Source organism: Streptomyces sp. NPDC005483, from assembly GCF_040606035.1.
Classification (GTDB): domain Bacteria; phylum Actinomycetota; class Actinomycetes; order Streptomycetales; family Streptomycetaceae; genus Streptomyces.
Window position 1 is genome coordinate 77,221 of sequence record NZ_JBEXEA010000016.1, and the last position, 21,428, is coordinate 98,648.

Annotated in this window: 22 protein-coding genes, 1 tRNA gene and 1 pseudogene; 9 read left to right on the plus strand and 15 right to left on the minus strand. The window is 69.5% G+C overall.

Annotated features, from left to right (window positions below; translation table 11 throughout):
* Position 1: 1 nt before the first annotated feature.
* Positions 2-1,690, minus strand: coding sequence for a sodium:solute symporter family protein (locus ABZT06_RS28635; RefSeq protein ID WP_355747320.1), 1,689 nt, complete (start codon positions 1,688-1,690; stop codon positions 2-4).
* Positions 1,691-1,802: 112 nt separating this feature from the next.
* Here ABZT06_RS28635 and galT point away from each other — a divergent pair, with 112 nt between their 5' ends.
* The 4 genes from galT to ABZT06_RS28655 all read left to right on the plus strand — a co-directional run bounded on the left by galT (position 1,803) and on the right by ABZT06_RS28655 (position 5,887).
* Positions 1,803-2,888: a galactose-1-phosphate uridylyltransferase gene (gene galT, locus ABZT06_RS28640; protein WP_355746909.1), complete on the plus strand. Its 1,086-nt coding sequence runs from the start codon at positions 1,803-1,805 to the stop codon at positions 2,886-2,888.
* Positions 2,885-3,853 (plus strand): UDP-glucose 4-epimerase GalE, encoded by a 969-nt coding sequence (gene galE, locus ABZT06_RS28645; protein ID WP_355746912.1) that lies wholly within the window; start codon positions 2,885-2,887, stop codon positions 3,851-3,853. The genes galT and galE overlap by 4 nt, the downstream gene beginning before the upstream one ends.
* The gene (galK, locus tag ABZT06_RS28650; protein ID WP_355746915.1) at positions 3,853-5,010 is read left to right on the plus strand and encodes a galactokinase; all 1,158 of its coding nucleotides are present in this window, start codon (positions 3,853-3,855) and stop codon (positions 5,008-5,010) included. Before galE ends, galK begins: the two co-directional genes overlap by 1 nt.
* Before the next feature lie 88 nt (positions 5,011-5,098).
* Positions 5,099-5,887, plus strand: a complete 789-nt coding sequence (locus tag ABZT06_RS28655) for a hypothetical protein (protein WP_355746918.1) — start codon at positions 5,099-5,101, stop codon at positions 5,885-5,887.
* On the opposite strand, the gene ABZT06_RS28660 is transcribed toward ABZT06_RS28655, so the two are convergent.
* The gene (locus ABZT06_RS28660) at positions 5,877-6,335 is read right to left on the minus strand and encodes an N-acetyltransferase (protein WP_355746921.1); all 459 of its coding nucleotides are present in this window, start codon (positions 6,333-6,335) and stop codon (positions 5,877-5,879) included. The two genes, ABZT06_RS28655 and ABZT06_RS28660, sit on opposite strands and share 11 nt — an antisense overlap.
* Positions 6,336-6,608: 273 nt before the next feature.
* Here ABZT06_RS28660 and ABZT06_RS28665 point away from each other — a divergent pair, with 273 nt between their 5' ends.
* Positions 6,609-7,376 carry a response regulator transcription factor gene (locus ABZT06_RS28665; RefSeq protein WP_355746924.1) on the plus strand — a complete coding sequence of 256 codons (768 nt, stop codon included), beginning with the start codon at positions 6,609-6,611 and terminating at the stop codon, positions 7,374-7,376.
* Here the strand turns inward: ABZT06_RS28665 and ABZT06_RS28670 are convergent.
* Positions 7,335-7,832 carry a MarR family transcriptional regulator gene (locus tag ABZT06_RS28670; protein ID WP_355746927.1) on the minus strand — a complete coding sequence of 166 codons (498 nt, stop codon included), beginning with the start codon at positions 7,830-7,832 and terminating at the stop codon, positions 7,335-7,337. The genes ABZT06_RS28665 and ABZT06_RS28670 overlap by 42 nt on opposite strands.
* An 89-nt stretch (positions 7,833-7,921) precedes the next feature.
* On the opposite strand from ABZT06_RS28670, the gene ABZT06_RS28675 reads away from it, so the two are divergent.
* The 3 genes from ABZT06_RS28675 to ABZT06_RS28685 all read left to right on the plus strand — a co-directional run bounded on the left by ABZT06_RS28675 (position 7,922) and on the right by ABZT06_RS28685 (position 9,307).
* Positions 7,922-8,716, plus strand: a complete 795-nt coding sequence (locus ABZT06_RS28675; protein ID WP_355746930.1) for a trans-aconitate 2-methyltransferase — start codon at positions 7,922-7,924, stop codon at positions 8,714-8,716.
* Entirely contained in the window at positions 8,716-9,069 is a 354-nt protein-coding gene (locus tag ABZT06_RS28680) for a glyoxalase (protein ID WP_355746933.1), read from the plus strand. The genes ABZT06_RS28675 and ABZT06_RS28680 overlap by 1 nt, the downstream gene beginning before the upstream one ends.
* Before the next feature lie 64 nt (positions 9,070-9,133).
* Positions 9,134-9,307 (plus strand): CsbD family protein, encoded by a 174-nt coding sequence (locus ABZT06_RS28685; RefSeq protein ID WP_355746936.1) that lies wholly within the window; start codon positions 9,134-9,136, stop codon positions 9,305-9,307.
* A 71-nt stretch (positions 9,308-9,378) separates the two neighbouring features.
* Here the strand turns inward: ABZT06_RS28685 and ABZT06_RS28690 are convergent, their stop codons facing one another.
* Genes ABZT06_RS28690 through ABZT06_RS28705 form a run of 4 tightly spaced genes read right to left on the minus strand, consistent with a single transcriptional unit; the run spans position 9,379 to position 11,664 of the window.
* Entirely contained in the window at positions 9,379-9,675 is a 297-nt protein-coding gene (locus ABZT06_RS28690; protein ID WP_355746939.1) for a hypothetical protein, read from the minus strand.
* Between the two features lie 29 nt (positions 9,676-9,704).
* On the minus strand, positions 9,705-9,959 hold the full coding sequence (locus tag ABZT06_RS28695; protein WP_355746942.1) for a hypothetical protein: 255 nt from the start codon (positions 9,957-9,959) through the stop codon (positions 9,705-9,707).
* A 17-nt stretch (positions 9,960-9,976) separates the two neighbouring features.
* On the minus strand, positions 9,977-10,657 hold the full coding sequence (locus ABZT06_RS28700) for a TetR/AcrR family transcriptional regulator (protein WP_355746945.1): 681 nt from the start codon (positions 10,655-10,657) through the stop codon (positions 9,977-9,979).
* The gene (locus ABZT06_RS28705; protein WP_355746948.1) at positions 10,654-11,664 is read right to left on the minus strand and encodes a fatty acid desaturase; all 1,011 of its coding nucleotides are present in this window, start codon (positions 11,662-11,664) and stop codon (positions 10,654-10,656) included. Before ABZT06_RS28705 ends, ABZT06_RS28700 begins: the two co-directional genes overlap by 4 nt.
* A gap of 310 nt (positions 11,665-11,974) precedes the next feature.
* Between ABZT06_RS28705 and ppc the strand changes: the two genes are divergently transcribed.
* Positions 11,975-14,716, plus strand: a complete 2,742-nt coding sequence (gene ppc / locus ABZT06_RS28710) for a phosphoenolpyruvate carboxylase (RefSeq protein ID WP_355746952.1) — start codon at positions 11,975-11,977, stop codon at positions 14,714-14,716.
* A 63-nt stretch (positions 14,717-14,779) separates the two neighbouring features.
* Here the strand turns inward: ppc and ABZT06_RS28715 are convergent, their stop codons facing one another.
* The 8 genes and pseudogenes from ABZT06_RS28715 to ABZT06_RS28750 all read right to left on the minus strand — a co-directional run bounded on the left by ABZT06_RS28715 (position 14,780) and on the right by ABZT06_RS28750 (position 21,348).
* Complete coding sequence (locus ABZT06_RS28715) at positions 14,780-15,481, minus strand: LPXTG cell wall anchor domain-containing protein (protein ID WP_355746955.1); 702 nt, start codon at positions 15,479-15,481, stop codon at positions 14,780-14,782.
* A 138-nt stretch (positions 15,482-15,619) separates the two neighbouring features.
* The gene (locus ABZT06_RS28720) at positions 15,620-16,135 is read right to left on the minus strand and encodes a hypothetical protein (protein ID WP_355746958.1); all 516 of its coding nucleotides are present in this window, start codon (positions 16,133-16,135) and stop codon (positions 15,620-15,622) included.
* A 52-nt stretch (positions 16,136-16,187) separates the two neighbouring features.
* Positions 16,188-16,790 carry an aminoacyl-tRNA hydrolase gene (gene pth / locus ABZT06_RS28725; RefSeq protein ID WP_355746961.1) on the minus strand — a complete coding sequence of 201 codons (603 nt, stop codon included), beginning with the start codon at positions 16,788-16,790 and terminating at the stop codon, positions 16,188-16,190.
* A 124-nt stretch (positions 16,791-16,914) separates the two neighbouring features.
* On the minus strand, positions 16,915-17,508 hold the full coding sequence (locus tag ABZT06_RS28730) for a 50S ribosomal protein L25/general stress protein Ctc (protein ID WP_355746964.1): 594 nt from the start codon (positions 17,506-17,508) through the stop codon (positions 16,915-16,917).
* A gap of 208 nt (positions 17,509-17,716) precedes the next feature.
* Complete coding sequence (locus tag ABZT06_RS28735; protein ID WP_355746967.1) at positions 17,717-18,697, minus strand: ribose-phosphate diphosphokinase; 981 nt, start codon at positions 18,695-18,697, stop codon at positions 17,717-17,719.
* Between the two features lie 133 nt (positions 18,698-18,830).
* On the minus strand, positions 18,831-20,279 hold the full coding sequence (gene glmU / locus ABZT06_RS28740; RefSeq protein WP_355746970.1) for a bifunctional UDP-N-acetylglucosamine diphosphorylase/glucosamine-1-phosphate N-acetyltransferase GlmU: 1,449 nt from the start codon (positions 20,277-20,279) through the stop codon (positions 18,831-18,833).
* Between the two features lie 112 nt (positions 20,280-20,391).
* Positions 20,392-20,466: transfer RNA gene (locus ABZT06_RS28745), tRNA-Gln, on the minus strand.
* 23 nt (positions 20,467-20,489) lie between these two features.
* A pseudogene (locus tag ABZT06_RS28750) lies at positions 20,490-21,348 on the minus strand (hypothetical protein).
* Positions 21,349-21,428 lie beyond the last annotated feature (80 nt).

Here is a 21,428-nt window from a genome sequence, read left to right on the forward strand (position 1 = left end):
ATCAGAACGAGAACGGGATGTAGCAGGCGGCCGCCAGTACCACCGCACCCCAGCCCAGCAGGGCCGGCCTGCGGTACCAGGCGTCGTCGCCGACGGCGGGCGGCTCGCTCATGCCGGGGGACGTCGTGCCGTAGACGAGGCCCTGGAGTTCCTCGGCGGGCTTGGGCGCCGTGAAGAGGGACACGGCGACCATGACCACCGCACCGGCCACGAAGCCCACGATCGCGGAGACGAAGTTGGCACCCTGGTCGGTGGGGATGTCGATGATGCCCTGCTTGTAGATCCAGAAGTAGTTCACCATCGCCGCGACCGTGCCGGCCAGCAGACCCCAGAAGCCGGACTTCACGGACGCGCGCTTCCAGAACATGCCGACGATGAAGACGACGAACATCGGCACGTTGAAGAAGGAGAACAGCGTCTGGAGGTAGCTCATGATGTTCGAGAAGGAGGACGCCAGGAACGCTGTTCCCACCGACGCGCAGACGCCGATCACCGTGATCAGACGGCCGAAGCGGACGTAGTAGCCGTCCTCCCGCCCCCGCATCACGTACCGCCCCCAGATGTCGTTCGTGAACACCGTGTTGAAGGACGAGACGTTCGCCGCCATGCCCGCCATGAAGGCGGCCAGGAGGCCGGTGACCGCGATGCCAAGGACGCCGTTGGGCAGGAGCTGTTCCATCAGGTACGGGATGGCGTCGTTGTACTGGTAGCCGGACTTGGTGGTGCCGAAGCCGGGGATCAGGGCCGCCGCCACCAGGCCCGGGATCATGACCAGGAAGACGATGAAGATCTTCGGGTACGCGGCGATCAGCGGGGTGCGCTGGGCCGCGCTCAGGTTCTTCGCCGACAGCGCTCGCTGGACCTCCGCGAAGTTCGTCGTCCAGTAGCCGAACGACAGCACGAAGCCGAGGCCCAGCACGATCGTCAGCCAGTTCGCGCCCAGCGGGTTCGCGCTGCCGATGCCCGTGCCGCCCCAGGCCGTCGTGAAGTTCGCCCCGTGCTCCGCCGTCAGCTTGTCGGTCAGGCCGTCCCAGCCGCCGACCTTCTTCAGGCCCAGGAAGACCAGGGGGATCAGGGCCGCCAGGATCACGAAGAACTGGAGGACCTCGTTGTAGATCGCGGAGGAGAGGCCGCCGAGGGTGATGTAGGCGAGGACGAAGGCGCCGGCCACGATGATGGCCACCCACTGCGGCCAGCCCAGCAGTGCCTCGACCACGATCGCGAGGGCGTAGAGGTTCACGCCGGCGATCAGGATGGCCGCGAAGGCGAACAGGGCCGAGCTGAGCAGGTGCGCCCACTTGTCGAAGCGCAGGAGCAGCATCTCGGGGACCGAGCGCACCTTGCTGCCGTAGTAGAAGGGCATCATCACCAGGCCGAGGAAGACCATGGCCGGGATGGCGCCGATCCAGTACCAGTGGACCGTGTAGGCGCCGTACTGTGCGCTGTTGGCGGCCATCCCCAGGATCTCCGTGGCGGCCAGGTTGGCGGAGATGAAGGCGAGACCCGTGATCCAGGCGGGCAGTGAGCGGCCGGAGAGGAAGAAGTCCAGGCTCGTCTTCACCGAGCGGCGGGCCGCGAAGCCGATGCCGAGGACGACGACGAAGTAGATGCCGAGGATCGTGTAGTCGAGCCAGTTGGTGGGGAGCCGGAGCTCGGCGGCCAGGTATGCGCCTTTTGTGGGGGTCTGCATAGTCAGCAAGTGAACACCTCGACTGGTGCGCTTTGTTTGATTCCGATGTTGACGTGGGTGGGTGGTTATGGTTACTTGTGTTTAGTTATGTTTGAGTGAAGGAGTCCCAGCGGTGAAGAAGACCTCGACCCGGCTGGCCGACGGTCGCGAGCTCATCTACTACGACCTGCGCGACGACACCGTCCGCGACGCCGTGGACCGGCGTCCGCTGGAGCGGACTGTCACCACGTCCGAGGTTCGTCGGGATCCGCTGCTCGGCGACTCCGTGGCCATCGCCTCCCACCGACAGGGGCGCATCTACCACCCGCCCAAGGACGAGTGCCCGCTGTGCCCCTCGCAGGGTGACCGGCTGAGCGAGATCCCGGACTCGTCGTACGACGCCGTGGTCTTCGAGAACCGTTTCCCCTCGCTGGCCGGCGACTCGGGGCGGTGTGAGGTCGTCTGCTTCACCTCGGACCACAACGCGTCCTTCGCCGACCTCACGGAGGAGCAGGCGCGGCTCGTCCTGGACGCGTGGACCGACCGGACGTCGGAGCTGTCGCATCTGCCCTCCGTGGAGCAGGTCTTCTGTTTCGAGAACAGGGGTGCGGAGATCGGTGTGACCCTGGGTCACCCGCATGGCCAGATCTACGCCTACCCGTTCACCACCCCTCGCACCGCCCTGATGTTGCGTTCCCTCGCGGCCCACAAGGAGGCGACCGGAGGGCAGAACCTCTTCGACGCCGTCCTGGAGAGCGAGCTCGCCGGCGAGCGGGTCGTCCTGGAGAGCGAGCACTGGGTCGCCTTCGTGCCCTTCGCGGCGCACTGGCCGTACGAGGTGCACCTGTACCCCAGGCGCCGGGTGCCGGACCTGCTCGGCCTCGACGAGGACGCCCGCACAGAGTTCCCCAAGGTCTATCTGGAACTCTTGAGGCGCTTCGACCGGATCTTCGATGGGCCGGGTGGAGGGAAGGAAGGTGCGGGCGAGCCTCCTACGCCGTACATCGCCGGCTGGCACCAGGCGCCGTTCGGGCAGTTGGAGGAGTTCGAGGGCGTGAGCCGTGACGACTTCGCGCTGCACCTCGAGCTTTTCACCATCCGCCGTACGTCCGGCAAGCTGAAGTTCCTCGCGGGCTCCGAGTCGGGCATGAACGTCTTCATCAACGACATCCGACCGGAAGCCGCGGCTCAGCGACTGCGAGAGGTAGCGAGTTCATGAAGTACCTGGTGACAGGTGGCGCGGGTTATGTCGGCGGTGTCGTGGCCCAGCACCTGCTGGAGGCCGGGCACGAGGTCGTCGTCCTCGACAACCTCTCCACCGGCTTCCGCGAGGGCGTCCCGGCCGGGGCCGCCTTCATCGAGGGCGACATCCGCGACGCCGCCAAGTGGCTGGACTCCTCCTTCGAGGGCGTGCTCCACTTCGCCGCGTTCTCGCAGGTCGGCGAGTCGGTCGTGAAGCCGGAGAAGTACTGGGAGAACAACGTCGGCGGGACGATGGCGCTGCTCGGCGCCATGCGCGAGGCCGGCGTCAAGAAGCTCGTCTTCTCCTCCACGGCCGCCACGTACGGGGAGCCCGAGGAGGTGCCGATCGTCGAGTCGGCGCCGACCCGGCCCACCAACCCGTACGGCGCCTCCAAGCTCGCCGTCGACTTCATGATCACCAGCGAGGCGAACGCGCACGGCCTCGGTGCCGTGTCCCTGCGGTACTTCAACGTGGCCGGCGCCTACGGCAGGCAGGGCGAGCGGCACGACCCCGAGTCGCACCTCATCCCGCTGATCCTCCAGGTCGCCCAGGGCAAGCGGGAGGCGATCAACGTCTTCGGCGAGGACTACCCGACCCCGGACGGCACCTGTGTGCGCGACTACATCCACGTCGCCGACCTGGCCGACGCCCACCTCCTCGCCCTGAAGGCGGCCCAGCCGGGCGAGCACCTCATCTGCAACCTCGGCAACGGCGAGGGCTTCTCCGTCCGCCAGGTCATCGAGACCGTCCGCCAGGTCACCGGCCACCCGGTCCCCGAGGTCGTGGCCCCACGCCGGGCCGGCGACCCGGCCACCCTGGTCGCCTCCGCCGCCACCGCCCGCGAGAAGCTGGGCTGGAACCCGACCCGCGCGGATCTCGCGGGGATCGTCGCGGACGCGTGGGAGTTCGCTCAGACCATCAGCGCAGCAAGGGAGCAGTAGTGGCGGCACAGCAGGTCCGGGACGGTTTCGTCGAGCTCTACGGGACCGAGCCCGAGGGTGTCTGGTCGGCGCCGGGCCGCGTCAACCTCATCGGTGAGCACACCGACTACAACGACGGCTTCGTGATGCCCTTCGCGCTGCCGCACACCGCGGTCGCGGCCGTCTCCAAGCGCGAGGACGGCGTCCTGCGCCTGCACTCGGCCGACGTCGAGGGCGGTGTCGTCGAGCTGCGCCTGGACGAGCTCGCCCCCGAGAGCGACCGCGACTGGACCGCCTACCCGGCCGGTGTGGTCTGGGCGCTGCGCGAGGCAGGACATCCGGTCACCGGCGCGGACGTCCACCTCGCCTCGACGGTCCCGGCGGGCGCGGGCCTGTCCTCCTCGGCGGCCCTGGAGGTCGTCATCGCGCTCGCGCTGAACGACCTGTACGACCTCGGCCTCCAGCCCTGGCAGCTGGCCCGCCTGTGCCAGCGCGCCGAGAACGTCTACGTCGGCGCCCCCACCGGGATCATGGACCAGACCGCGTCCGCCTGCTGCCAGGCCGGTCACGCCCTGTTCCTCGACACCCGGGACCTCTCCCAGAAACAGATCCCCTTCGACCTCGCCGCCGAGGGCATGGTCCTGCTCGTCGTCGACACCCGCGTCAAGCACTCCCACAGCGAGGGCGAGTACGGCAAGCGCCGCGCGGGCTGCGAGCGGGGAGCGGCCCTGCTGGGCGTGGACGCGCTGCGGGACATCCCCTACGGCGAGCTCGACGCGGCCCTCGAGAGGCTCGGCGACGACGAGGAGGCCGTACGCCTGGTCCGCCATGTCGTCACCGAGGACGAGCGGGTCGAGAAGGTCGTCGCCCTGCTGGAGTCGGGCGGTGACACCCGCGCGATCGGCCCGGTGCTGGTGGCCGGCCACGCCTCCCTCCGGGACGACTTCCGGATCTCCTGCCCCGAGCTGGACCTGGTCGTCGACACCGCCCTCGCCTCCGGTGCCCTCGGGGCCCGGATGACCGGCGGCGGCTTCGGCGGCTCGGCGATCGTGCTGGCGGAGGCGGCCGACGTGGAGCCCCTCACCAAGGCGGTCCAAGAGGCCTTCGCCGCAGCGGAGTTCACCGCTCCGCGGGTCTTCGAGGCGGTGCCGTCGGCGGGAGCGCGGCGCCTGGTCTGAGACCGGCTGACCGCTGTTTTGCCCGGCTTGATCCGAACTTGGCGAAAGCCGGGCCTCTCCCTGACATACGCCCCAGTAACGTCGGAGCGTGAGTCGAGGGCACCTTCGCATCCTGTCGGCGGTCGGCATCGGCTGCTATGCGCTCGCCGCGATCGCCTGCTTCTTCCTGCTGGCGGACCACCACGGCTTTCAGCTCCTGGTGCCCCTGTGGATCGCGCACGGCGTGCTCCTCGTCGTGCTGCTGACGAAGCTGTGCGCGGACGAGACGGGCCTGTCGGGGGCGCTTTTGGTGGTCGGGGCTTCCCTGGTGGCCGTGTACATCGCCGACCTGGCCCGCGACGACCTCACCCTGGAGCGGCGCGGCGAACGCGTCACCGCCACCGTCCTGCGGGACTGGCCCGCCCCGGACCAGGGACACAGGTCGGACACCTACGACTACGCCCTCGCCCGCCGCGACGGCACCAGGCTCCCGGGCCCCGCCCTCCAGGCCAGGTCCGGCAGTCTGGCCGTGGGCCAGAGCGTCACCGTGCTCGCGGACCCCGAGGGCGTCCTGCGTCCCCGGCTCCCGGGCGACGCGGACGCGACCGGCGACGTCCTGGGCGTGGGGGCGTTCGCGCTGATCGCGCTCGGCATCGTCGCCGCCACGGGCCGCCGGGGTGCGGCCGTCGCCCGTCGGCGGGAGGAGCGGGCCAGGGTCGAGGAACAGGAACACACGCTCCGCGAGGCGCTGCGCACGGCCTCGGCCGACGACCACGGCTTCGTCGAGGTCCACCCCGCCCACTACCCCGACGTCCCCCATCGCCGCGCCGCCGGCATCGCCGGAGAGCTGGGTCTGGAACCGGCGGACGAGCCGGGCTCCTGGCGCTTCAGACGGTGAGCCGCTTGGTGAGCGTGTACTCCGTGACCCCCGGCGGATAGTCCGGGATCACGCACACCACCTCGTATCCCTGCTTCTTGTAGAACTCCGGCGCCTGGAAGTCCCAGGTCTCCAGCCGTGCGGCGGTGCAGCCCCGGCCGCGCCGGGCCAGGCGCTCCGCCCGTGAGAGCAACTGCGAACCCAGACCCGCCCCGCGGTGCCGTCCGTCGACCCACAGGTAGGTCACATGCAGCCAGCTGGTCCAGGTGTGGCCGACCAGTCCGCCCGCGAGGGCGCCGGAGTCGTCCAACGCCCAGACGTGGAGCGGGAGTTCCCTTTCACCTGGGGTTCCGCGCAGGGCGCGCAGGACGGGGGAGGCGGCCGTGTTGGTGTCCCGCAGCCGTTTGCGGAGCAGATCTTGCCGGGCTTTGTCGACTTCTGTCTCCAGACGAAACATGCGGCTCACCATAAACGCACCGGACAGCCAGTTCTGCAAATAACCTTCCGCTCCTGGCCCTCGGCCGTACCCTGATGAACAGCACCGGTGGGGGCCGGTGCTGATCAGGGGGCGAGACAGTCGGGTACGGCGCCCGAAGTGGGGGTAACAGTTCTTGCACGGCGGCGGCCGTGCGGCCATCGTGCTTCGGGCGCCGTACCGGCGGCGGTGTCGTCTCCCGAGTCGTCCTCAGACGAAGACGATGGGGTATCCCCTGCTCTTCGAGAGCTTGGGGAAGGGGGTTTCGTGGTTCGTATCCGAGTCCTGGTCGTCGACGACCATCGCATCTTCGCCGAGTCGCTCGCCGCAGCGCTGGCGGCCGAGCCCGACGTGGAGGTCTCCGCGGCCGGCAGCGGTCCCGCCGCGCTGCGCTCCATGGAGCGCGCGGCCGGCGAGGGCCGCCGTTTCGACGTGCTGCTCGTCGACGCGGATCTGGGCGGCAACGTCCAGGGCATCAGGCCCGCCCTGTCCGTGCAGGAGGGCAACGAGGACGGTCTCGTCGACGGCATATCGCTGGTCGTCGGGGTCCGTACCGCGCAGCCGGCGGTCCGGATCGTCGTGCTCGCCGAGAAGGACGATCCGCGGCGGGCCGCGCTCGCCCTGCAGGCCGGCGCCTCGGGCTGGGTCGCCAAGGACTGCTCGCTGTCCCGGCTGCTCACCGTCATCCGGGGGGTGCTGCGCGACGAGACCCATCTGCCGCCCGCCCTGCTCACCGGGGTGCTGCGGGAGCTCACCGCCGCCCGCAAGCACCGCACCGAGAGCGAGCGGCTGGTGGAGTCCCTCACCCCGCGCGAGCGGGAGGTGCTGCGCTGCATGGTGGCCGGGCTCGGCCGCAAGGCGGTCGCGGAGAGACTGTTCCTCTCCCCGCACACCGTGCGCACCCACATGCAGAACGTCCTCGGCAAGCTGGGCGTCCACTCCACCCTGGCCGCCGTCGCCCTGGCGCGGCGCGCGGGCGTGGGGCCGGTCGACCTAGCCGGGGATGTTGTCGAACGGGGCGGTCAACTGGCGTAGCAGCCCGGCCAGTTCCCCCCGCTGGGCGCGGGAGAGCTCGGCGAGGATCGCGCGTTCCTGTTCCAGCAGACCGGCGAGGGCCTGGTCCGCGCGGTCCTTGCCGTCCTCCGTGAGCCGGACCAGCACCCCGCGCCGGTCGCTCGGGTCGGGCAGCCGCTCCACCAGGTTCTTCTTGGCCAGCCGGTCGATGCGGTTGGTCATCGTGCCCGAGGTGACCAGGGTCTGGGTCAGCAGCTGTCCGGGGGAGAGCTGATACGGCGTCCCCGCGCGCCTGAGCGCGGTCAGCACGTCGAACTCCCAGGGCTCCAGACTGTGCTCGGCGAAGGCCAGCCGGCGTGCCCGGTCCAGGTGCCGGGCCAGTCTGCTCACCCGGCTGAGCACCTCGAGCGGTTCCACGTCGAGGTCAGGGCGCTCCCGGCGCCACGCAGCGACCAGCCGATCGACCTCGTCCTCCATGACGATCAGTGTAGTGGTTGTGTCGACATGAAGTCTCTTGATGTGAAGTCTCTTGACATCAAGATAAATCTGCGGGGACAGTGAGTCCCATGACGACTTGGGACCCCGCTCAGTACCTCCGCCACGCCGACCACCGCGCCCGCCCCTTCACCGACCTCCTCGCCCGCGTCCCGGACCTGCCCGGCGAACGGCCCCTGATCGCCGACCTGGGCTGCGGCCCCGGCAACGTGACGGCACTGCTCGCCGCACGCTGGCCCACGGCCCGCATCACCGGCTACGACAACTCCGCCGAGATGCTCGACAAGGCACAGGTCGAGTACGCCGGTCCCACCTCCGGCGGCGGCCGGCTCGACTTCGCCCACGCCGACGTCCGCACGTGGACGCCCTCACAGCCGTACGACCTCATCGTCAGCAACGCGACGCTGCAGTGGGTGCCGGGGCACGTGGAGCGGTTCGCCGACTGGATCGCCGGGCTCGCCCCCGGCGGCACCCTCGCCTTCCAGGTGCCCGGCAACTTCGACTCCCCGAGCCACCGGCTGATGCGCGAGCTGGCCGGGTCCATGGGCCTCGCTCAGACCCTGCGCCACGACGACGCGGTCCTCGGGCCCGAGGCCTATCTGGCGAAGCTGGCCGACCTGGGCTGCGAGGTGGACGCGTGGGAGACGACGTACGTGCACCTGTTGCAGGGCGAGGACCCGGTCCTGGACTGGGTGAAGGGCACCGGTCTACGGCCCGTCCTGGCCGCGCTCGCCGACGACCCGGAGGCCCGCGCGGAGTTCCTGGCCGCCTACCGGGCGGCCCTGCGCGAGGCGTACCCACCGGGAGCGCACGGCACGCCGTTCCCGTTCCGCCGTATCTTCACGGTGGCCCGGAGGACGGACTGATGCTCACGGCTGTCGACCATGTGCAGCTGGCCGCGCCCCCCGGCTCGGAGGACCTGCTGCGGTCGTACTACGTCGGCGTCCTCGGCATGACCGAGATCCCCAAGCCGCCGGCGCTCGCGGCGCGGGGCGGGTGCTGGTTCCGGGCGGCGGACGTGGAGCTGCACCTGGGGATCGAGGCGGGCTTCAGGCCGGCGGAGAAGGCCCACCCGGGGCTCCGGGTCACGGACATCTCGGCGTACGCCGACCGGCTGGCAGCGAACGGCGTGACGGTCCTGTGGGACGAGGGACTGCCGGGGCGGCGGCGGTTCCACTCGTACGACTTCGTGGGCAACCGGCTGGAGTTCCTGGTTTGAGCGGCGCGGGCCGGGTCACCCGCAGCGATGACAGCGGAGTCCGCAATCACTGGGAGTGAGAACGGTGGCTGGAGACCAGAAGGCCAAGGGCAAGAAGGAACAGGCCAAGGGCAAGGCCAAGGAGACCGTGGGGCGCGCGGTCGGCAATGAGCGCCTGGAGGCCGAGGGCCGCATGGAGCAGTCCAAGGGCGACGCACGTCAGGCCAAGGAAAAGGCGAAGGACACCTTTAAACACTGACGGCACGACAACACAGCGGCCCGTGCACCCCTGGGGGTGCACGGGCCGTCGTCGTGCGCGCCGGGGACGGGTCAGCGCCACTCGGCCGGGATGTGCTCCACCTGCTGCAGGATGTCCCAGTCCTTCGGACGGAAACTCGGCGAATCCCAGGGAGCACCCTGCCCGAGCCAGTGACCGCGCTTCTCCCGCAGAGCCGGCACGCTGACGTCGTTCACGCTGGGCTCATTGCCGCAGCAGGGGCAGATGGCGCCCTCGTTGGGCCAGCCGCTCTCCCAGAAGGGTTCCGGATCGTCGTCGTGCCCGCAGATCCGGCAGACGGTCTCCCACTCCGGGCCGGGCGGCGGCGGGAGTTCTTGTCCGGATGGCACGGGGCCGATCTCCTTCCGTGCGGGAGGGCTCAGCGCCATTCCACCGGGACCGCGGACAGTTGCCGCAGGACATCCCAGCCCGCGGGGCGGTGCTTCGGTACGTCCCAGGGGGCGCCCCGGGCCACCCAGTGGCCCCGGTTCGCACGGACCTTGGACAGCTCGTCGTCGCCGAGACCCGACTCGATGCCGCGGCAGTCGCAGATCACGTACTGCGGCACGCCGTGGCGGTCCCACAGGAGCGAGCCGTCGTCGCGCCCGCACACCCGGCAGACCGTCTCCGACATGGCCTCCGTTCCGCGCCCTAGCTCTTCCGGCGTCCTATCAGGCGCGGCTTGGCCTCCAGGCCGTCCAGGCCGTGCCAGGCCAGGTTCACCAGGTGGGCCGCCACCTCCGCCTTCTTCGGGCGGCGCACGTCCAGCCACCACTGCCCGGTCAGGGCGACCATGCCGACCAGGGCCTGGGCGTAGAGGGGGGCCAGCTTGGGGTCGAAGCCGCGGCGCTTGAACTCGCGGCCCAGGATGTCCTCCACCTGGGTCGCGATGTCCGAGATGAGCGAGGCGAAGGACCCGGTGGACTGGGGGATGGGGGAGTCCCGGACCAGGATGCGGAAGCCGTCCGTGTGCTCCTCGATGTAGTCGAGGAGGGCGAAGGCCGCCTGTTCGCACAGTTCGCGGGGGTGACCGGCGGTGAGAGAACTCGTCACCATGTCCAGCAGGCGCCGCATCTCACGGTCCACCACCACCGCGTACAGGCCCTCCTTGCCGCCGAAGTGCTCGTACACCACCGGCTTGGAGACGCCCGCCTTCGCCGCGATCTCCTCCACCGACGTGGCCTCGAAGCCCTTCGAGGCGAAGAGCGTGCGACCGATCTCCAGAAGCTGCGCGCGGCGCTCGGCCCCCGTCATCCGGGTGCGCCGGACACGCCGCGGCTTCGCTTCGTCGCTCGGGGTACTGCTGGAGTCGGTCGCCACGGCGTCCATCATGCCGCCTCGGCGGTCTCCTCCCTGCGCCGGGAGCCGTCCCCGCCCGTGTTCCGGCGTGAATCGATACGTGAGCGTGACGGCCAGCGCACGTCGTACGCCCAGCCGAGCATCTCGAACCAGCGGATGAACCGCGCCGAGGAGTCCACCTGGCCCCGCATCACCCCGTGCCGCGCCGAAGTCGGGTCGGCGTGGTGCAGGTTGTGCCAGGACTCACCGCAGGACAGCACGGCCAGCCACCACACGTTCCCCGAGCGGTCCCGGGACTTGAAGGGCCGCTTGCCGACCGCGTGGCAGATCGAGTTGATCGACCAGGTCACGTGGTGGAGCAGGCAGACGCGGACCAGGGAGCCCCAGAAGAAGCCGGTGAACGCGCCCCACCAGGACATCGTCACCAGACCGCCGATCACGGCCGGCAGGGCCAGGGAGAGCATGGCCCAGAAGATGAACTGGCGCGAGATCGCCCGCATCGCCGGGTCCTTCACCAGGTCCGGCGCGTACTTCTCCTGCGGGGTCTGCTCCTCGTCGAACATCCAGGCGATGTGGGCCCACCACAGGCCCTTGATCAGTGCCGGGACCGTCTCCCCGAACCGCCACGGCGAGTGGGGGTCGCCCTCGGCGTCGGAGAACTTGTGGTGTCTGCGGTGGTCGGCCACCCACCGCACCAGCGGCCCCTCGACCGCCATCGAGCCCATGATCGCCAGCGCGATTCTCAGGGGCCGTTTGGCCTTGAAGGAGCCGTGCGTGAAGTAGCGGTGGAAGCCGATCGTGATGCCGTGACAGCCGAGGTAGTAGAAGAAGACGAGAAGACCCAGATCGAGCCAGCTCACACCCCAGCCCCAGGCCAGCGGCACCGCCGCGAGCACTGCCAGGAACGGGACGATGATGAACAGGAGCAGCGTGATCTGTTCGAGCGAGCGTTTCTGCTCACCACCCAGCGTCGCGGAGGGCGGTGTCGAGCCGTCGGTCGTCTTCGGGGCGTCTGCGATCACATCGGAGCGCGTGGTCATGGGCGTCCCCTGTGGGGTTTCGAGGGTGTGAGACGAGGTGCCGGGCTGCGGGAATCCTTCCCGGGTTCCGTTACGACGGTACCTACGGTTCCGTAACCTACGGCGTCGTAAGTATGGCAGTGCGGCGCCCGGCGGCAAGAGCCCGAGAGTCTGCGCGTCCGCATGGACACCTATCCTTGGAGTCGGTCGGACAGCGCGGTCCGCTCTGATTTTGTTTCCCGGATGGCCCGGCCGTATGCGGCGGCTGCCGCACGACCGCCGTCCGGGTTCCCCTGCCGGACGAGCTTCAACACTGCAAGGAGCCGCACCTGTGAGCAGTGCCGACGACCTCACTACGAGCGCCACATCGACCAGTACCGAGCTGCGCGCCGACATCCGTCGGCTGGGCGACCTCCTGGGCGAGACCCTCGTCCGCCAGGAGGGCCCCGAGCTGCTGGAACTCGTCGAGAAGGTGCGCCGCCTCACCCGCGAGGACGGCGAGGCCGCCGCCGAACTGCTGCGCGGCACCGAACTGGAGACCGCCGCCAAGCTGGTGCGCGCCTTCTCCACCTACTTCCACCTGGCCAACGTCACCGAGCAGGTGCACCGCGGCCGTGAGCTGCGGGCCCGGCGCGCCGCCGAGGGCGGTCTGCTCGCCCGTACGGCCGACCGCCTCAAGGACGCCGACCCCGAGCACCTGCGCCAGACCGTCGCCAACCTCAACGTCCGCCCGGTCTTCACCGCCCACCCGACCGAGGCCGCCCGCCGCTCCGTGCTGAACAAGCTCCGCCGGATCGCGGCCCTCCTGGAGACCCCGGTCATCGAGACCGACCGGCGCCGCCACGACACCCGTCTGGCCGAGAACATCGACCTCGTCTGGCAGACCGACGAACTCCGGGTGGTACGCCCCGAGCCCGCCGACGAGGCCCGCAACGCCATCTACTACCTCGACGAGCTGCACGCCGGCGCGGTCGGCGACGTCCTGGAGGACCTGACGGCCGAACTGGAGCGCGTCGGCGTCAGGATCCCCGACGCCACCCGCCCCCTCACCTTCGGCACCTGGATCGGCGGCGACCGCGACGGCAACCCCAACGTCACCCCCCAGGTCACCTGGGACGTCCTGATCCTCCAGCACGAGCACGGCATCAACGACGCCCTGGAGCTCATCGACGAGCTGCGCGGCTTCCTGTCAAACTCCATCCGCTACACCGGCGCCACCGAGGAACTCCTGGAGTCCCTGAAGGCCGACCTGGAGCGCCTGCCGGAGATCAGCCCCCGCTACAAGCGCCTCAACGCCGAGGAGCCGTACCGCCTCAAGGCGACCTGCATCCGGCAGAAGCTGGAGAACACCAAGACCCGGCTGGCCAGGGGCATCCCGCACGAGGACGGCCGCGACTACCTCGGCACCGGCGAACTGCTGCACGACCTGACCCTGATCCAGAGCTCGCTCAGGGAACACCGCGGTGGCCTCTTCGCCGACGGCCGGATGGACCGCACCATCCGCACGCTGTCCGCCTTCGGCCTCCAGCTCGCCACCATGGACGTCCGCGAGCACGCCGACGCCCACCACCACGCCCTCGGGCAGCTCTTCGACCGCCTCGGCGAGGAGTCCTGGCGGTACGCGGACATGCCCCGCGAGTACCGGTCCAAGCTGCTCGCCAAGGAGCTGCGCTCCCGCAGGCCCCTCGCGCCCACCCCGGCTCCGGTCGACGCGGCAGGCGAGAAGACCCTCGGTGTCTTCCAGACCGTGAAGCGCGCCCTGGAGGTCTTCGGGCCCGAGGTCATCGAGTCGTACATCATCTCGATGTGCCAGGGTGCCGACGACGTCTTCGCGGCGGCGGTGCTGGCCCGCGAGGCGGGTCTTCTCGACCTGCACGCCGGGTGGGCGAAGATCGGCATCGTGCCGCTCCTGGAGACCACCGACGAGCTCAAGGCCGCCGACACCATCCTGGAGGACATGCTCTCCGACCCCTCCTACCGGCGCCTGGTCGCGCTGCGCGGGGACGTCCAGGAGGTCATGCTCGGCTACTCCGACTCCTCCAAGTTCGGCGGCATCACCACCAGCCAGTGGGAGATCCACCGGGCGCAGCGGCGGCTGCGTGACGTCGCCCACCGGTACGGCGTACGCCTGCGCCTCTTCCACGGCCGCGGCGGCACCGTCGGCCGCGGTGGCGGCCCCTCCCACGACGCGATCCTCGCCCAGCCCTGGGGCACCCTGGAGGGCGAGATCAAGGTCACCGAGCAGGGCGAGGTCATCTCCGACAAGTACCTCGTGCCGTCCCTGGCCCGGGAGAACCTGGAACTCACGGTCGCGGCCACCCTCCAGGCGTCCGCCCTGCACACCGCCCCCCGCCAGTCCGACGAGGCCCTGGCCCGCTGGGACGCGGCGATGGACGTCGTGTCGGACGCCGCGCACGCCGCGTACCGCAGGCTCGTCGAGGACCCGGACCTGCCGACGTACTTCCTCGCGTCGACACCGGTGGACCAGCTCGCCGACCTGCACCTCGGCTCACGGCCCTCCCGCCGCCCCGGCTCGGGCGTCTCCCTCGACGGCCTGCGCGCCATCCCGTGGGTGTTCGGCTGGACCCAGTCCCGGCAGATCGTCCCCGGCTGGTTCGGCGTCGGCTCCGGCCTCAAGGCGCTGCGCGAGGCCGGCCTCGACACCGTGCTCGACGAGATGCACGAGCAGTGGCACTTCTTCCGGAACTTCATCTCCAACGTCGAGATGACGCTCGCGAAGACCGACCTGCGCATCGCCCGGCACTACGTCGAGACCCTCGTCCCCGCCGAGCTCCAGCACGTCTTCGCCGACATCGAGGCCGAGCACGAGCTCACCGTCCGCGAGGTCCTGAAGATCACCGGCGAGGACGAACTCCTCGACGCCACCCCGGTCCTCAAGCAGACCTTCTCCATCCGCGACGCCTACCTGGACCCGATCTCCTACCTCCAGGTGACCCTGCTCAAGCGCCAGCGCGACGCGGCCGCCGCCGGCGAGCCCGCCGACCCGCTGCTCGCCCGCGCCCTGCTCCTGACGGTCAACGGCGTCGCCGCGGGCCTGCGCAACACCGGCTGACCCTCCTTGACAGAAAGAAGCGGTGCCCCCGAGAGATCAGGGGCACCGCTTCTCGGTTCTGCGTCAGGCCCGGCGCCGCCTGACCACGAGGTAACCGCCCGCAGCCGTCAGGGCGGCGGCGACACCCGCGAGCAGGCCGACCGGAGCGCTGTTGCCGGTCTCGGCGAGGTCACCGGTGGAGCCCTGCGCGGAAGCGGAGGAGGAGGCCGACGGGGAATCCCCGGCCTCGGCGGATTCGCTGGGCTCGGCGCTCGTCCCGGTGCTGGGCTCGGCGCTGGGGGAGGCGGACTCGCCCGAACCGGGGGTGCCGGAGGGCGACGCCGTCGGCGTGGCCGTCGTACCGCCGCCGCCCTCTTCGTCCGCGCAGTCCGTCCAGAACACCTTGTGCTTGGCGGCGCCCTTCTCCCCGTCGAAGTTCCAGAACAGCTTGTAGTGCCCGTCGGGCAGCGACAGGTCGTCCGTACGGCCGTGGCCGTCGTTGTCCAGCGTGATCTCGCCGGACTTCACGGTCTCGCCCTTGACATCGGCCGTCGGGGCCCAGGCCTCGATGTGCCAGTCGACCTCCTGGACGGCGTCGAAGCCGAAGGCGTCGAGGTAGAAGGTGCAGACGTGCGGCTCGTTCTTGCGGAGCTCTTCGCCGGTGGTGGCGTCGTGGATCTTCACGGTGCCGTTGTCACCCGGAGGGGTGGCGTGGGCGACCGGGGCGACCAGGAAGGCTGCCGAGGCCGCGGCGGACAGGACGCCGAAGCGGGTGAGGATACGCATGGGGCAGTAATCCATCTTCGAGAGTGGAACGGGAAGATGTGGAGGGGGCGGCTCAGCATCCAGCCGTGGCTGACCTCTGGTCAATCACGAACAGACAACACTCACGTTCTCCACAGAAGCGGAGAACGGCGAAAGCTGTCAGATGGCCACGAAAGCCGCCGTGAGCAGCCCGACCCCCGACCCCGCCAGCACCCACGCGAGCCCGGACTTGCGCAGGCCGCCCGCCACGACCACCGAGGCGAGCAGCAGCGCCCCGCCCATCGGCACCCAGGAATAGAGCACACCGGCGGGCCCGGACCGTACGACGTCATCGCTGCCGGGCTTCACGACCACCGAGTAGGCCCGGCCCTTCTCCACCGCCACCGACCTCTCGATGTCGACCTGGTCCCGCGCCACGGACCCGTGCGACAACGGCGTGTACGGACCGCTGCACACGTCCTGCCCGCACCGCGCCACCTCGATCGTGCCGCGCTCCCGCCCCTTGGTCAGCATCACGTACTGCGCGCTGCCCCAGGACGCCCACACGCCCGCGATCAGGATCAGCACCGCCACCACGCCCATCGACGCGAGCCGGCCGAACCGCAGCGCGGCGGCCGGGGCCCGGCGGGAAGCTCGACGGGACGGGACGGCTGTGGCAGGCATGGCCGGGATCATTGGCCATGGTCCTGCACGGGGTCAACTCCGGCCCGGCGGGCCGACGGACAAGTCAGGAGTTGTACGTGCTTTGCGCCCGCTCCAGCCCCTCGATCACCAGAGCCTCCACCGCGTCGGCCGCACGATCCACGAAGTAGTCGAGCTCCTTGCGCTCGCTCGACGAGAAGTCCTTCAGCACGAAGTCCGCGACCTGCATACGGCCCGGAGGACGCCCGATCCCGAACCGCACCCGGTGGTACTCCGCCCCGAACGCCTTCGTCATCGACTTCAGCCCGTTGTGACCGTTGTCCCCGCCGCCCAGCTTCAGCCGCAGGACGCCGTAGTCGATGTCCAGCTCGTCATGGATCGCCACGATGTTGGCGACCGGCACCTTGTAGAAGTCCTTGAGCGCGTTCACCGGACCGCCGGACAGGTTCATGAACGACATCGGCTTCGCCAGGACCACCCGCCGGTTCGCGGGGCCGGCCGGTCCGATCCGCCCCTCCACGACCTGCGCCTGCGCCTTGCCGGCCCGCTTGAACCGGCCCCCGACCCGCTCGGCCAGCAGATCGGCCACCATGAAGCCCACGTTGTGCCGGTTGCGTTCGTACCCGGGCCCGGGATTTCCGAGGCCGACGATCAGCCAGGGGGCGTTGGTGGGGGTGGTCACGTCCATCTCTCCTCTGCACATGCCGCAGCCGCCGCCCCCTGAAACGGGGGGCGGCGGCTGGAGCGTATATCGCTACCGCGGTGCCGGGCGCCGGGAAGCGGCGACGCGACAGCTACGGCCGAACCGTCGGTCAGGCCTCGGCGGCCGCGTCACCCTCGCCGGCCTCGCCCTCGGACTCCTCGGCCTGCGCGGCCAGGACCTGCAGGACGACCGTGTCCTCCTCGACAGCCAGCTTGGTGCCCTTGGGCAGCGGGATGTCCTTGGCGAGCACGGAGTCGCCGGCCGACAGACCCTCGATGGAGACGGTGACGGACTCGGGGATGTGCGTGGCCTCGGCCTCGACCGGAAGCGCGTTCAGGACGTGCTCCAGCAGGAAGGCACCCGGGGCCAGCTCACCCTCGGTGTGGACGTAGATCTCGACGTTGACCTGCTCGCCGCGCTTGACCAGCTGGAGGTCGACGTGCTCCAGGTAGCCCTTGATCGGGTCACGCTGCACGGACTTCGGGATGGCCAGCTCGTTGGTCTTGCCGTCGATGTCCAGGGAGATCAGGACGTTCGACGTACGCAGCGCGAGCAGCAGCTCGTGGCCCGGGAGGGTCAGGTGGATCGGGTCGGAACCGCGACCGTACAGAACACCGGGAACCTTGTTGTCACGGCGGATACGGCGGGCGGCGCCCTTGCCGAACTCGCTGCGGGTCTCGGCGGTGAGCTTGACCTCGGACATACGGATCACTCCTCGTAGAAAGAGAACGGACGTGGTCACCCGGCCACGAACGGCCTGCTACGAAGAGCGCGTCGATAACGGATCGCCGTATCCATGGATACGGCCTCCCTCGCCGAGCAACTCGCACAGTCTACTCAGCCAGGGAGGCCACAGAAAAATCGATCATGCAGAAGCGTTTTTCGGCTTACCGCACGGCTTACCGCACGTCTTACTGCTCGTCGAAGAGGCTGGTCACGGACCCGTCCTCGAACACCTCACGCACCGCGCTCGCGATCGTCGGCGCGATCGACAGAACCGTGATCTTGTCCAGGTCCTGGCCCAGCTCACCCGGCGTCGGCAGCGTGTTCGTGAACACGAACTCGCTCACCCGGGAGTTCTTCAGCCGGTCCGCGGCCGGACCGGACAGCACACCGTGCGTCGCCGTCACGATGACGTCCTCCGCACCGTGCGCGAACAACGCGTCCGCCGCGGCGCAGATGGTGCCACCCGTGTCGATCATGTCGTCGACCAGGACACACACCCGGCCCTTGACCTCACCCACGACCTCGTGGACGGTCACCTGGTTCGCCACGTCCTTGTCACGCCGCTTGTGCACGATCGCCAGCGGCGCACCCAGCCGGTCGCACCAGCGGTCCGCGACCCGCACCCGGCCCGCGTCCGGAGAGACCACCGTCAGCTTGTTCCGGTCCAGCTTCCTGCCCACGTAGTCCGCCAGCAGCGGCAGCGCGAACAGGTGGTCCACCGGACCGTCGAAGAAGCCCTGGATCTGGTCGGTGTGCAGATCGACGGTCAGGAGGCGGTCCGCGCCCGCCGTCTTCATCAGATCCGCGATCAGCCGCGCGGAGATCGGCTCACGACCACGGTGCTTCTTGTCCTGCCGCGCATAGCCGTAGAACGGCACGATGACCGTGATGGAGCGCGCCGAAGCCCTCTTCAGGGCGTCGATCATGATCAACTGCTCCATGATCCACTGGTTGATCGGAGCCGTGTGGCTCTGGATCACGAAGCAGTCCGCGCCACGCGCCGACTCCTGGTAGCGGACGTAGATCTCGCCGTTCGCGAAGTCGAAGGCCTTGGTCGGGACAACCCCGACACCCAGCTGCTGGGCGACCTCCTCGGCAAGCTCGGGGTGGGCGCGGCCGGAGAAGAACATCATCTTCTTCTCGCCGGTCGTCTTGATCCCGGTCACAGCACTGTCTCCTCAGAGGTGTCACAGCTGGGTGCCGACAGACCGCGCCGCTGGGCGCGACGGGCCGTCTCAGCTGGTGGGGTGCGGGTGTGCAGTTATCACGGTACGACGACTTCGGCGCACCTGTTTCCGGTCAGCCCTCGCTCGTGTCCTCCCGGGAAGCCGCCTCGGCAGCCTTCGCCGCCGCGCTTCCCGGACGCTTCCGGGCCACCCAGCCCTCGATATTCCGCTGCTGGCCACGGGCCACGGCCAGCGAACCGGGCGGCACATCCTTCGTGATCACCGACCCTGCGGCGGTGTACGCACCGTCCCCGACCGTGACAGGCGCCACAAACATGTTGTCCGAACCCGTACGGCAATGCGACCCGACCGTCGTGTGGTGCTTGTCCTGACCGTCGTAGTTCACGAACACGCTCGCGGCGCCGATGTTCGAGTACTCACCGATCGTCGCGTCGCCCACATAGGAGAGATGCGGGATCTTCGTCCCCTCCCCGATCGAGGCGTTCTTCGTCTCCACGTACGTCCCGATCTTGCCCTTCGCGCCCAGACGGGTGCCGGGACGCAGATAGGCGAACGGCCCCACGCTCGCGCCGGCGCCGATGTGGGAGCTGTAGGAGACGGTGTTGTCGACCCGGGCGCCCGCATCGACGACGGTGTCGGTCAGCCGGCTGTTGGGACCCACCTCGGCGCCCTCGCCGATGTGCGTCGAGCCGTGCAACTGCGTACCCGGGTGCACTACGGCGTCCTGACCGAAGGTCACGGTCACATCCACCCACGTGGTCGCCGGATCGATCACCGTCACCCCGGAGAGCATGGCGGCGGTCAGCAACCGGTCGTTGAGGATCCGCCGCGCCTCCGAGAGCTGCACGCGGTTGTTGATCCCGGCGATCTCACGGTGGTCGGCAGTGACACAGGCACCGACGCGGTGCCCGGCCTCGCGGAGAATCCCGAGAACGTCGGTGAGGTACTCCTCACCCTGCGAGTTGTCCGTCCGCACCTTGCCCAGCGCGTCCGCCAGCAACTGCCCGTCGAACGCGAACACCCCCGAGTTGATCTCCCGGATCGCCCGCTGCGCCTCGGAGGCGTCCTTGTGCTCGACGATCTCGGTCACGGCACCGGACGTCTCGTCCCGCACGATCCGCCCGTACCCCGTCGCGTCCGGCACCTCGGCGCTGAGCACGGTGACCGCGTTGCCGTCCGCGGAGTGCGTGGCGGCGAGGGCGTTGAGGGTCTCGCCGGTCAGCAGGGGGGTGTCCCCGCAGACCACCACGACGGTCCCCTCGACCCGGCCACCCAGCTCCTCCAGCGCCATCCGCACCGCGTGCCCGGTGCCGTTCTGCTGCGCCTGCACGGCCGTTCGTACGTCGGCGTCGGTGGCGGCGAGGTGGGCGGTGACCTTCTCCCGGGCGTGCCCCACGACCACGACGAGGTTCTCCGGGTCCAACTCACGGGCGGCGGCGAGCACATGGCCCACGAGGCTGCGACCGCACAGCTCGTGCAGGACCTTGGGTGTGGCCGACTTCATACGGGTGCCCTCACCCGCTGCGAGAACGACGACGGCTGCCGGGCGAATGGCGCTCACGGGATGCCCTTCGGCTGTGGAGGGGGTGGGGTGACATCCGCAGGATACCGGGGCGTTTCCCGGGGGACATGGGAGCGGGCCCTGACAGTGCTGTCAGGGCCCGAACGGTGCATGGCTCCCCCGCCAGGACTCGAACCCGGACAGATGGCACCAAAAGCCACAGTGCTGCCAATTACACCACGGGGGAACAAATTCGGCCGAACCGGACATTTAGTCAGGCTGCCGAGTGGCGGCTCCTACTATGCCGTACCAGGCGCCCTCCATGCGACGGTACAGATCGGCGCTCTGCCGGACGTACATCACGAGACAGCCCTGATAGGTGTCTCCGGTGTTCTTGCGAACCGTCCGGGGGTTGTGCCGTTTCAGGGTCGCTCTGCTGAATGCTGACGTGTCGACACCGGCGACGCCGGCCCAGAACCTCTCGGCGGCCTCCACGTCTGCGGTCTCGTGGATGCTGACGCGCAGGGTCAGGCGCTCCCGTTGTAGCCGAGGAACTCGAGCCAGCGCAGGAAGGGCCTGATCACGTTGGGATCGCTGTTGATGAACTGCAGGACCTCGGTCCGGCGGTACGGCTTGTCCTTGGCGCCCTCGGCCCAGTAGAGAGGGCCACGCCCGCGAAGAAAAGCTCGCGGTCCGACAGCTCTCTGACGGTCGCTGCCGCAGCAGCCTTGGTCGCTCGACGCTCTTGGTCCTGGTCGTCCTGGAGGCGTGCCAGTCCGGCGTGCATGCGTGCGCGCTGTTCTTCCGTTGTGCACGTGGGCTCCGGGTGCGGCAGGTCCCGCACCCATAGCGACACCGAACTCTTCGAGCACCCCAGCTCCGCCTGGATCTGGCTGTACGTCCGGCCCAGCGCCCGCAGTTCTCGCGCCCTCTTGCGTAGATCGTCCTTCGCGCGCGGCCGCTTCGTCCATGCCGGTGGCGGCCCACCCTCGACGAGGCGCTGAAGAGTCTCCTTGTTGTGGACCTGAAGTTCATCCCGGATCTGCCGAAGGCTGTAGCCCTGTCGCCGCAACGCGACCGTCCGGGCGGAATGCGATCTTCCGGGATCGAACGGTGAGCGATTCAGCAGTTCGAGGGATATCGGGTGGATTCGTGGTCGATCGGTCACTCAATGTGGTGTAGGCCAGTCGTCGAAATGCACCGGAAAAC